This is a genomic window from Paenibacillus sp. FSL K6-1217 (assembly GCF_045040735.1).
Classification (GTDB): domain Bacteria; phylum Bacillota; class Bacilli; order Paenibacillales; family Paenibacillaceae; genus Paenibacillus_AQ.
This window is the reverse complement of the sequence record NZ_CP150271.1, coordinates 3,670,580-3,682,310: the sequence shown is the minus strand read 5'-3', so window position 1 is coordinate 3,682,310 and position 11,731 is coordinate 3,670,580. Positions and strand designations below refer to the sequence as shown.

Here is an 11,731-nt window from a genome sequence, read left to right as displayed (position 1 = left end):
GAGCGAAAAACCGGATATGCGAAAAACTGAATACATATGCGCGGCGCAGTAAAATATTTTTTATCCGCGCAGTGATCCTGTTCCTATAATTTAAATAAAATATTATGTGTTGCAGGTCTGTGACTTCGCTGGGCTTCTACAGGAAAAGGCGGTACAATAGGCGTTATTAGAGACAGGGATAAGCCCGTGGGGTGAAGCGGGGTGTGGAGGGAGCCAGGAGAGAGATGAGTGAGTGGTACGAGAAATGTTTTGGCGAGGATTATCTGATCGTATACAGACACAGGGACTTCAGCGGTGCGCGTCATGAGGTGGAGAGCATGATCGAGTGGCTTGGCCTGCCCCGGGGAGCCAAGGTGCTGGACCTCTGCTGCGGGATGGGCCGTCATTCGCTGGCTCTGTCAGAGGCGGGGTATGAGGTGACTGGCGTGGATCTGTCGGAGGTGCTGCTGCGTGAGGCGTGCGCGCAGGCCGGGGCAGAGCAGGTAACCTGGCTGCACTCGGATATGCGTGAGCTTCCGCTTGCAGGCGGCTTCGATGCTGTGGTTAATTTGTTCACATCCTTCGGGTATTTTGAGGAGGATGAAGAGCAGATTAAGGTGCTTAAGGAGATCTGCCGGATGCTGAAGCCGGGAGGCAAGTTCATCATTGATTTTCTCAACCCGGCCTACGTTATCCGCCATCTGGTGCCCCATTCGGTCCGGGAGGACGGAGATGTCCGGATTGACGAATCCCGCCGGATTGAGGAGGGGTATGTGAAGAAGGAGATCCTGCTAACCTCGAAGGCCGGGAGCGCTCCGGCCCGCAAGTGCCAGGAACGGGTGAAGCTCTACACGCTGGAAGATTTCCGCAGAATGCTTGGCGCCGCCGGGCTGCGGCTGGACACCGTTCACGGCGGCTACGATGAAGAGGAATATGACGCTGAATCCTCTGCCCGCATGATCTTTATGGGAGCGAGACCTTAGAGATGGCGTCGGGGAGAGGACTTAGAGGAGGCGACGGAAGATTGGACAAGGAGATCATTCAAGCCTGGGAGGGCGGAGTTGTCCGGGTATCCGTGCCGATGGGACTGCCGCTGCGCCAGGTTAACAGCTATCTTCTGCCGGACCAGGACGGCAGGGTTACGGTTGTTGATCCAGGTCCGCATACACCGGCTGCCGAGCTTGCCTGGCAGGAGGTACTGGAGGCGATGGATCTGACCTGGACGCAGGTGCGGGATATTGTGGTGACCCACCATCATCCCGACCACTACGGGCTGGCGGGCTGGATGCAGTCCCGCAGCGGAGCGCGGGTATGGATGAGCGAGCGGGCTCATGCCGAAGCCGGTCTGGCCTGGGGCGACGAGGCGATTCTGAATGAGTCGCTGCCGCTCTTGTTCCGGCGGCATGGGATGCCGGAGGAGTGGTTGCTTGGTATCCGGGAGCACCTGGATAGCTTCCTGCCCGAGGTGACCCCGCAGCCGGAGGTCACCTATATCAATGCCGCGGAGCCGTTTGTGATGGGCAGCCGGAAATGGCAGCCCTTCCTCACAGGCGGGCATGCGCCGGGGCATGTGTCGTTCTACCACGGCGGCAGCGGGCAGATTCTCTGCGGCGATGCCGTGCTGCCGCAGATCTCGCCCAATGTCGGCCTGCAGCCTGGCAGCGACCCTCAGCCGCTGCGGACGTTCCTGGAGGGGCTGCAGGAGCTGCGCAGCCTGCGGGTTACGCTGGCGTTCCCGGGCCACCGGGAACCGTTCCCGGGGTTCACGGCGCGGGCGGACAGCCTGCTCCGGCACCATGAGGAGCGGCTGGATACTACAGCCGCTCTGCTGGCAGGCGGACCGCAGAGCGGGTTCGCGGTCTGCCAGGGGCTGTTCCGCAGCCGGGTCGCGACAGCGCACCAGATGCGGTTCGCCATGAGCGAGGCGCTGGCCCACCTGGCCGAGCTGGTGCGCCGGGGGCGGGCGGCCGAGACGGAGGCCGGGCCCGGCGGCAGCCTGCTGTTCTCGGCTGTGGATTAGGCCGGCTCGGAGGAACAGTGCAGTCTGAATGAAGAGCACAAATGCCTCTGAATTCTACACACCTGTTGATTTATTAACAACTGTTAAATATAATGAATTCAACTAACAGAAGGTTAGAAACTTAGCAGCTGAGATGAAGGAGATGGGCAGGGGATGGCGGTGGACAGGCGGATCGGGAAGACGCGGGAGGCTATTTTTAAGGCTTTTCTGGGTCTGATGGAAGAGAAGGGCTTTGAACAGATAACGGTGAATGAGATTGCCGCGCGGGCCAATGTCAGCAGAGGTACGGTTTATCTGCATTTTGTGGACAAGTATGATCTGCTGGATCAGTGTATTGAGAAGGAAATGACGGAACTGCGTGAACGCTGTATGGGTACCCAGGAGAATGTTGATTTCACCACTTCCGGTCCGCTGCTGCGTACGGCTGAATATCTGGAGCGCCATGCGGGCGTCTTCATTATACTGGTTAACAGTAACGGTATTTCGGCCTTCAGAACCCGTCTGAACGTCATGCTGATCGAGGGACTGGACAAGCAGATTGATATGGAGGGTGTGAACCGGGGAATGAATAGAGCCATGCTGCTGCAATTCATGGCTTCGGCCGTGGTGGGAGTCATGGAATGGTGGATTTCACACTCGCTGCCTTGTTCGGCCAAAAAGCTGGTAGAGGATATTAGTATCCTCCTGGAGCGCAATCAGATGGGACCGCCGCCGCTGGACGCCCTGCAGTAGATCATGTTCTGCACATGTCGTCCAGCGGCCTGTGGCTATCCCCCATTTCTAAGCATCCGGCTGAATGACCTTCATCTTGGACGGGTTGTTGATTTTATATTTCACCGGGTGCTGGGTGAGCTTCTTGGCCACGATCTTCGCTTCAAAAGATACGCGGTCGCCCTCCTTAAGCTCCAGCTTCTTCAGCGTGGCGCTATGGCTGGACCAGACCTCTTCAATGGCCAGATCATGCCCTTCTATTGCTATGCCTTCATAGATAATAACTTCATCATCGTTATCCGAGAAGTGGTTGGGAACGGTTGTGAATTCTTTGACCACCGCTGTAACCTTGAGCTTGTCTTCCGGCAGCTGCAGGGCGGGCTTCTTTTTGGAGGCGGCTGGCTTGCGCGGCTTCTCTTCAGGAGCTGCAAGCTCCGCAGCGCTCCCGCTCCCTGAACGCTCCGCAGCCTCAGCACTTCCCGCACCTTCCGCAGCATTGGCGCTCCGAAGGCCCTTCCCAGCAGCCTCACCGGCCTCAACCGCCGCATCCTCCATCACAGTCTCGCCGGCAGATTCTGCCGATTCCTCGGCCCGTGCATCCGCCGCCGCTTGTGCGCGCTGCCCGAAGCTGGCGGTCTGCATTTCTTTGAGGTAGGCCGGGTGTATACAATGCTGCTGCTTATTCTCGAACTGGATGACCACTGTCTGATGATCGACAAACCCCACAATCTCGCAAGGCAGGGTCAGGCCCTGCCGCTTGTACATATAAGTCTTGACCCGGGTGGCTGAACCGGGCAGAAGATTCCATTCCTTGCACCGCTCAATCCGCTCATCCTCACTCTCGAACTCCTGGACAGCCGGCGGCTCCACTACGAACGAATAGCTCATGTACACTTCGCACCTTTCCCTTTATGAATATAAAGCTCCGCTTACTCCGGCTCCGTGCTCTCCCGCGGACTGCGCCGTGCAGCCTCTTCCGCATCCTCCGGGGCGTGCGGCAGACCCAGCTCCTGTTCCCGTTCCGCCTGCTTACGGTGGGCGATCCGGCTGCTGGCCGCAGCGGCTACAGCACCGACGATATCATCCAGATACGTATGGATCTGGCCGGTGGTTTTGTCATTCAGCCTCTCCAGCACGCCCGGCTTCAGCTTGTCCACGTAACCATAGTTGGTGAAGCCGATACTGCCGTATACATTCACGATAGAGAAGGCCAGAATCTCGTCGACCCCATATAATCCTTCGTCATTCTCAATCATATCCTGCAGCGGCGAGAACAGCTTGCCCTCCTCCGCCAGCACATCCAGCTGGATGCCGGTCAGGACCGCATTCTGCACTTCGCGCTTGCTGAGTACCATCTCGACGTTATGAATACATTCCTCCATGGTCAGGTTCGGATAGTATTTCTTCTGCAGCAGCATGACAAGCTCCGCAATCTCCTCCAGGGTGACTCCGCGCTTGTGCAGCCAGAACCGGGTGGCTTCGGCAACGGCCTTGCTGTTGAGACTGTAAGGAATTTTGGCATCAGTCATGAGAAGTCCTCCATTCGTGAGTAGGTTGAATTAGCAGGTATGTACTAAATTGTACGCAAGCGGCAGACCGATGTCCAGAAACCTCCGGATTTGTATCCGGCAAGCAGGCTGAACTTGGATGAACACAGCAGTGTCCGCCGCCAAGAAGGGGTTCCGGCAGAACTTCTGTAATTTAGGATAAGCTGTTGTTATTTTTTGGACACAGGGCTCGTATACATAGCAGTACAAACTGATCTTAACGCTAGAAAGGGGTAATGAAGATTGATGAAACCTGTGAAACACCTCCGCGGGGCGTCTGCGGCTTGCCTGCTGGCCGTTCCGCTTGTGCTCTCCGGCTGCAGTCTGTTCGGTTCAGAATCCGCCGCTGTGGACCCGCCTCCCGCCGCCGTAGAAGCACAAATGCTGCAAGTGAGCGGGGAAGATACGCTGGATACCGGGGTATTCGGACCGGTCTCCATGGATGAGACGGATCTGCCCGCCGGGGTGAAGGATACCGGTGCGCCTGCTGTAGCCGGGGAGCGGACCACTGTGTATCTGGAGGATCAGAACGGTCTGCTGGCTCCGGTGGCTCTGTCTTTTCCCAAAAGCGAAGACACAGCCATGCTGAAGAATTCCCTCAAGGCACTGGTCAGCAAGGGGGATTACGCGTCTGCACTGCCTAAGGGCTTCCAGGGCGTACTGCCCGCAGGGACGAAAGTGAACCAAGTGTCTATCGGCCAGGATCATGTGGCGATTGTTGAGTTCAACTCGGCATTTAACGACTATGAGCCTTCGGATGAACGCAAAATCCTTGAGGCGCTTACCTGGACACTGACCGGTCAGGATGACATCAAGGGAGTACAGCTCTGGGTCGATGGCAAAAAACTGAACGAAATGCCGCTGCAGGGCACCCCACTGGACCGCCCGCTGTCCCGTACGATGGGGATTAACCTGCCGAAGCATAATGGACTGATGATGAATTCCAGCGCAGTCACGGTCTATTTCGCAGCAGCTTCACAGGATGGCGGCCATCAGTATTATGTTCCGGTGACCCGCTTTGTACCCGCTGGCGGGGATACGGTGAAGGCGGCCCTGAGTGAGCTGATTGCCGGACCACAGTCCGAGAACGGCCTGGAGATGGTCATGACACAGGGAACGGTGGTCGATTCCGTGAAGGCAGGGCAGAACGGGGTGGTTACCGTGTCGCTGACCGATGACATGTTCGATGGCAGCACAAGCATTCCCGAGGAGATGCTGGAGTCGGTGGTGCTGACGGTGGCCCAGAATACAGACGATTCACTGGTGCAGATCCGCCTGAACGGCAAGGATACGGTTACGGGCACCAATAACGTCGATTACGGCCAGCCGGTCTCGGCGCCGGAATATGTGAACGAGCTGCCTTTGTAGAATGTAGAATGAACCCGCAGGGGTAAAAAGATGCTTTTGTGCCTACTCTTTGATAGAATAAAGTATTATTCATCCGCATAACGGGTCAGGAGCAGCGGTGCCGTTCTCTTCCATAGGGGGCGGCACCCGTTTCTGCGTATAAGATAAGGATGAATGTATACACAAACTTCGCGCTATACGATGTAGGAGGCAGAAAAGATGAGATCAAACGGACGCAACGAGGACCAGCTCCGGCCATTGACAATAACGACCCAGACTAACAAATATGCAGAAGGCTCCGTCATCATTGAGATGGGAGATACCAAAGTCATCTGTACGGCAACCGTGGACGAGAAGGTTCCGCCGTTTCTGAAAGGACAAGGGAAAGGCTGGGTAACCGCTGAATATTCGATGCTTCCCCGGGCGACCCAGACCCGCAACCAGCGGGAAGCCGCACGCGGCAAGCTGACCGGGCGGACCATGGAGATCCAGCGTCTGATCGGACGGGCCCTGCGTTCGGTGGTGAACCTGCAGGCGCTCGGCGAACGCAGCATCACGCTGGACTGTGATGTGATTCAGGCGGACGGGGGCACGCGGACGGCTTCGATCACGGGTGCTTTTGTAGCGATGGCCTTCGCCATGAACAAGCTTGCTCTCCAGAATAAGCTGACGGTCTTCCCGATTACAGACTACCTGGCAGCCATCAGTGTGGGGGTTGTCGGCGACAAGACGCTGCTCGATCTGAACTATGAAGAGGATTCCAAGGCGAAGGTGGACATGAACGTGGTCATGACGGGCAGCGGCGCTTTTGTCGAGGTCCAGGGCACGGGAGAAGAGCGGCCGTTCACCCGCCAGGAGCTGGACCAGCTGCTCGGTCTCGGAGAGAAGGGGATCTACGAGCTGATCGCTGTGCAAAAAGAAGTCCTCGGCGCCATCGCGCTCAAAATCCCTTCCGGCCAGACCGGCCAAGAGGTGTAGGATGAAGTCCGGCAGCGGAATGCTGATTGTTGCGACGAAGAACAAAGGCAAGGTGCGCGAGTTCCAGCATGCCTTTGCTCCCCTTGGACTCACTGTCAAAAGCATGTATGACTACCCGGACCTGCCCGATGTGGTAGAGGACGGGGCCACTTTTGCCGAGAATGCATTCAAGAAATCCCGCGCCGTAGGGGACGCACTTGGACTGCCCGTGCTTGCAGACGATTCCGGCCTCTGCGTTGAGGCGCTGGACGGAAGCCCCGGCGTGTACTCGGCCCGCTATGCCGGTGAGGCGGCGGATGATGAGGCGAATAATCTGAAGCTGATGAGCGAGCTGGAGCGGCTGAAGCAGGGAGAGGATACCGGACAGCCGCTGCTGAGCCCCGCCCGGTTCGTCTGTGCCCTGTCACTCTATGATCCGGCGGACGGCCGGGAATGGACGGCTGAAGGTACGGTCGAAGGCTGGATTACCTCGGAGCCTGCGGGCGGCGGCGGTTTCGGCTATGACCCGCTGTTCTATCTCCCTGAGTATGAGAAGACGATGGCTGAGCTGACGCTTGAGGAGAAGCAGGCGATCAGCCACCGGGGGACGGCGCTGCGGCGTCTGACCGAGAAGCTTGCTGCCGCGCAGAGCGGCGGACAATAGAAGATTTAGAAATACCCGGAAGCAGCCCCTAAGCAGATTATGCTTGGGGCTGTTTCTGTTTTTTTAGATAATAATCCCCCTTGTTTATGGAAATTTATCCCTAGTATTACCTCAGGCTTTGTATGAGAATAAGAGTTGACTACACCCCTTCGCAAACCCTGCATCCCCCCACTAATAGCCGCAATTAACAGCCGTAATGTAACCACTCTGTATGTACTAATTGACAAGCAACCGCAGCGGATCGAGTGATCCGTATGCTGCTGAACTGCGCTTTTTTTGAAGATATCAGAATTTATAGACTGCCAGGAATCTAATAGTTTCACAGGGGGAAGGTCAATCGGGACCGGGAGGTGAACGCTGAGCTTATTCATTCGCGGCAAGGGAAGAACGGTCACTTAATATCCTTGATGGCAGAGGCGCATGTATGTCCATGAAGCAGGCTTACAGGTTACGCATTGAACCGGGGAGGTAATCACGAAATGGCCTTTATCAAAAGAAAATCCTTTGTGCTTGGCTTGGCGGCAGTCCTTTTCCTTACACTTTTTTCGGCTTTTGGTGCAAATAGCAGAACTGTTGATGCAGCCGGTAACTACAAGATTGTCGGCTACTATGCTTCATGGGCCGCCTACGGGCGGGCTTATAATGTAACGGATATCGATCCCGGCAAAATGAATGTCATCAACTATGCCTTTGCCGACATCTGCTGGAACGGGATGCACGGCAATCCCGATCCGACCGGACCGAATCCGGTCACCTGGTCCTGCCAGAACGAGCAGGGACAGGCGATCAGCGTCCCCAACGGCACCGTAGTGCTGGGCGATCCTTGGATCGATGCCCAGAAAAGCTTCGGCGATGACAAATGGGATGACCCGATCAAGGGGAATCTGAAGCAGCTCTGGAAGCTGAAGGATAAGAATCCGAGCCTGAAGACGATGATCTCTGTCGGGGGCTGGACCTGGTCCAACCGCTTCTCGGATGTCGCTGCCACGGCGGCAACCCGCGAGGTGTTCGCGAACTCCTCGGTGGATTTCATCCGCAAATACAAGATGGACGGCGTCGATCTTGACTGGGAATACCCGGTCAGCGGGGGACTTGCGGGCAACAGCTACCGCCCTGAGGATAAGCAGAACTACATTCTGCTGCTCCAGAAGATCCGGGAGAAGCTGAATGCTGCCGGAGCTGCTGACGGCAAAACGTATCTGCTGACCATTGCCTCGGGTGCAGGCCCCACTTATATCCAGAATAACAATCTCAGCGGAATCGCCTCTGTGGTCGATTGGATCAACATTATGACCTACGACTTCAACGGCAGCTGGAACCCCACTACCGGCCACAATGCGCCGTTGTATTATGATCCGGCGGCCGCTTCATCGGGATTAACCGAGCCGTTGAACTATAATATCGACAAGGCGGTGACCAGCTATCTGAGTGCAGGCGTACCGGCTAATAAGCTGGTGCTGGGTATGCCGTTCTACGGACGGGGCTGGGGCGGTGCCCCTGCTGCGGGCAACGGACAATATCAGGTATCAGCCGGGATCTCCTCCACCGGAACCTGGGAGAAGGGCAACTATGATTTCAGCGATCTGGAAGCGAATTATATCAATAAGAACGGTTATACCCGTTACTGGAACAACACCTCTAAGGTCCCTTATCTCTATAACGCATCCAACCAGACCTTCATCAGCTATGATGACGCCGAATCCATCGGGTACAAAGCCAGCTACCTGAAAACCAAGGGCCTGGCCGGAGCGATGTTCTGGGAGACCAGCGGGGACCGCAACAAGACGCTGCAGACTAAGCTCAGTGCAGAGCTGGGCGGCGGAGTGGTGACACCAACGGCTACGCCGGTGCCGACTGCAACGGTGACGCCAACGCCAACCGTGACGCCAACGCCAACGGTGCAACCAACAGCCACGCCGACCGCAACCGTGGCGCCAACGGCAACGCCGGGGCAATGCTCGGCGGCGGCATGGAATTCCACTGCGGTCTACACGCAAGGCCAGCAGGTCTCTTACGGCGGACTGCTGTACCAAGCCCAGTGGTGGACACAAGGAGAACGGCCGGACCTCAGCGGTGCCTCCGGGGTATGGCGGGTAATCGGAACTTGCGGGAACGCGACTCCGCAGCCGACCGTGACGCCACTACCGACAGTAACCCCCTCGGCCACACCGACAGTAGCGCCAACGTCTACGCCTGTAGTGACGCCAGTTCCTTCAGTTACTCCGGGCGCAGCTGCCTGGACGGCGGGAACCGCTTATAGTGTCGGCAGTATCGTAACTTACAGCGGGCAATCCTACACTTGCCTGCAGGCGCACACCGCCCTTGCCGGCTGGGAACCGAATGTCACGCCTGCGCTCTGGAAGCTGAACTGAGGCGGAGCGGACAGTGGCCTGGCGGGAGGAGGCTGGATATAGGGCATTCAGTGCTAGCGCTTATCCGCAGGAATCCGACCGCAGGGCCTGACTATGCCTAAGCCATAGATGGAGAAACGGTGCCGGCTCTATGCTGGCACCGTTTTTAAGTGCTTTTTACAATAGGCTGTTCCGCAGCCGATCCTGCTTATAGATGGGAAGTGCCAGCGGACAGAGTTGGAAAAAAGGCACTTAATTGTGCCCCAATGCGCTGCTTAGAGCGAACAGTTGGAAAAAGTACAGTTAATCCGCCGAACGCTACCCATTCATGGGAAACGGGGCCGATTAAGTGTTGTTTCTCCAACTAATTTCTGTAGGTGCCACAATATATCTTATTTAGATGTATTAAATCCACTTGCTTGATCCGCCACGCACCGCCCCTCTCCATTCCAGTCCCGGCGCGGTAGCTGGCACCATATTTATAGCGCATTCCGTTCCTTGGAGGTTTTGGAAACAGGATTTCGCGGTACCGGAATTGAATCAACGAGTTTTTTTCGCTTCGATTGGAGATATTTATGTTTAAATACAATTTAGCCGTCCTGTATTCATCTTGTGGTTCATAAGCTTCCATAGGCTGAAATATAATGAAGAGACAGGCGGCGGCCCCGGCTTCAAAAAATTTGTGAAACGTGATGCCGATTATTTCGTTATAGTAGTATATAGCGGAAGGTGGTGGGTTCACCAATGAGTATGTGGGTATTATGGTTGATTGCCGCTGGCGTCTTATTTGTTGTAGAGATGTTTACGTTTACATTCTATTTATTATGGCTTAGTCTGGGGGCCTTGGCTGCTGCACTGGTTGCGCTTGTACTCCCGGATGCATGGCTGCTGCAGGTCGTAGCGGGTTCGCTGTTAGCTCTGGCGCTGACATTCTTCACCAAGCCGTTGTCTGAGCGGCTGCGCCATGCGCGGGGCTTCAAGGATACCGGGACCGAGATTATCGGCAGACAGGGTCTGGTAACCGAACCGATTGAGCCGGGCCGTTACGGTCAGGTCAAGATTGGCGGCGATACATGGAGTGCAACCTCTACAGTGGCACTGGGCAAGGGTCAGCAGGTAATTGTAGTAAGAAGAAGCACGACCATTATTGAAGTAGAACGATGGGGGGATATGTACTAATGGAATTGATAATTATCGGAATTATTATTGTTGTTGTCGTAGTATTTATCGCAATGACGATCAAGATTGTCCCGCAGCAAAGAGTTGGAGTGGTAGAGCGTCTGGGTAAGTTCCACCGTCTGCTCACACCAGGTCTGAATATTCTCATTCCGGTAATTGATCAGGTGCGGGTCTATCATGACCTGCGGATTCAACAGGCTAATGTACCGCCACAGACGGTAATTACGAAGGATAACGTGCAGGTTCAGATTGACACGATTATCTTCTATCAGGTGGTTGGCCCGGAAGAAGCTACGTACGGGATCTCCGATTATGTGTATGGGGTACGGAATATCTCCACAGCCACCATGCGTCAGATTATTGGTAAGCTGGAGCTGGATGAAACCTTGTCCGGCCGTGAGAAAATCTCCTCCGACATCCGTCTCGCGCTGGATGAAGCGACAGAGAAGTGGGGCGTGCGCATTGAGCGTGTCGAAGTGATCGACATCAAGCCGCCGCTCGATATTCAGGAAGCCATGGACAAACAGATGAAGGCCGAGCGCAGCAAGCGTGCGATTGTCCTGGAGGCGGAAGCCGCCAAGCAGGATATGATTCTCCGTGCCGAAGGGGATAAGCAGAGTAAGATCCTGAAGGCCGAAGGGGATAAGGAAGCCCGTATCCGTCAGGCGGAAGGTCTCGGTCAGGCGCAGGAGCTGGAAGCCCTCGGCCAGGCCAAGGCGATCGAAGCCGTGGCGATGGCGGAGAAAGCCCGGATTGCCATGATCGCCAGCGCAGGACTGGATGAAAGAGTACTGGCTTATCAGTCCTTTGAAGCCTTGACTGACATCTCCAAGGGACCGGCGAACAAGATATTCCTGCCGACCAGTGCGGTGGAGACGCTGGGCAGCCTGGGCGCGATTGCCGAAGTATTCAAGGCAAGCAAAGAAGGCAAATAAGCGGAAGACAATTTACAATCGCTGCAGTTTCCGTTACAGTT

The 11,731-nt window shown here is 56.0% G+C and carries 11 protein-coding genes; 9 read left to right on the top strand and 2 right to left on the bottom strand.

Annotation, left to right across the window (positions count from 1 at the left end; genetic code table 11):
- The first annotated feature begins 224 nt into the window (after positions 1-224).
- The 3 genes from MHH28_RS16170 (at position 225) to MHH28_RS16160 (ending at position 2,731) form a co-directional block, all read left to right on the top strand.
- A complete protein-coding gene (locus MHH28_RS16170; protein WP_405116652.1) occupies positions 225-962 on the top strand; it encodes a class I SAM-dependent methyltransferase in 738 nt (245 codons plus the stop codon).
- 41 nt (positions 963-1,003) lie between these two features.
- Complete coding sequence (locus tag MHH28_RS16165; RefSeq protein WP_405116649.1) at positions 1,004-1,999, top strand: MBL fold metallo-hydrolase; 996 nt, start codon at positions 1,004-1,006, stop codon at positions 1,997-1,999.
- 153 nt (positions 2,000-2,152) lie between these two features.
- Complete coding sequence (locus MHH28_RS16160; RefSeq protein WP_405116647.1) at positions 2,153-2,731, top strand: TetR/AcrR family transcriptional regulator; 579 nt, start codon at positions 2,153-2,155, stop codon at positions 2,729-2,731.
- A gap of 48 nt (positions 2,732-2,779) precedes the next feature.
- On the opposite strand, the gene MHH28_RS16155 is transcribed toward MHH28_RS16160, so the two are convergent.
- Both MHH28_RS16155 and MHH28_RS16150 read right to left on the bottom strand, forming a co-directional pair.
- Positions 2,780-3,598: a hypothetical protein gene (locus MHH28_RS16155; protein ID WP_405116645.1), complete on the bottom strand. Its 819-nt coding sequence runs from the start codon at positions 3,596-3,598 to the stop codon at positions 2,780-2,782.
- A 41-nt stretch (positions 3,599-3,639) separates the two neighbouring features.
- Positions 3,640-4,239 (bottom strand): phosphatidylglycerophosphatase A, encoded by a 600-nt coding sequence (locus MHH28_RS16150; RefSeq protein ID WP_405116643.1) that lies wholly within the window; start codon positions 4,237-4,239, stop codon positions 3,640-3,642.
- A gap of 264 nt (positions 4,240-4,503) precedes the next feature.
- On the opposite strand from MHH28_RS16150, the gene MHH28_RS16145 reads away from it, so the two are divergent.
- The 6 genes from MHH28_RS16145 (at position 4,504) to MHH28_RS16120 (ending at position 11,690) form a co-directional block, all read left to right on the top strand.
- Positions 4,504-5,625 carry a GerMN domain-containing protein gene (locus MHH28_RS16145; protein WP_405116641.1) on the top strand — a complete coding sequence of 374 codons (1,122 nt, stop codon included), beginning with the start codon at positions 4,504-4,506 and terminating at the stop codon, positions 5,623-5,625.
- A gap of 198 nt (positions 5,626-5,823) precedes the next feature.
- The gene (gene rph / locus MHH28_RS16140) at positions 5,824-6,582 is read left to right on the top strand and encodes a ribonuclease PH (RefSeq protein ID WP_405116639.1); all 759 of its coding nucleotides are present in this window, start codon (positions 5,824-5,826) and stop codon (positions 6,580-6,582) included.
- A 1-nt stretch (position 6,583) separates the two neighbouring features.
- On the top strand, positions 6,584-7,225 hold the full coding sequence (locus MHH28_RS16135) for an XTP/dITP diphosphatase (protein ID WP_405116637.1): 642 nt from the start codon (positions 6,584-6,586) through the stop codon (positions 7,223-7,225).
- A gap of 479 nt (positions 7,226-7,704) precedes the next feature.
- The gene (locus tag MHH28_RS16130; RefSeq protein ID WP_405116634.1) at positions 7,705-9,597 is read left to right on the top strand and encodes a glycosyl hydrolase family 18 protein; all 1,893 of its coding nucleotides are present in this window, start codon (positions 7,705-7,707) and stop codon (positions 9,595-9,597) included.
- Positions 9,598-10,320: 723 nt separating this feature from the next.
- Positions 10,321-10,755, top strand: a complete 435-nt coding sequence (locus MHH28_RS16125) for an NfeD family protein (protein WP_405116632.1) — start codon at positions 10,321-10,323, stop codon at positions 10,753-10,755.
- Positions 10,755-11,690, top strand: coding sequence for an SPFH domain-containing protein (locus MHH28_RS16120; protein WP_083685599.1), 936 nt, complete (start codon positions 10,755-10,757; stop codon positions 11,688-11,690). Before MHH28_RS16125 ends, MHH28_RS16120 begins: the two co-directional genes overlap by 1 nt.
- The last annotated feature ends 41 nt before the right edge of the window (positions 11,691-11,731 follow it).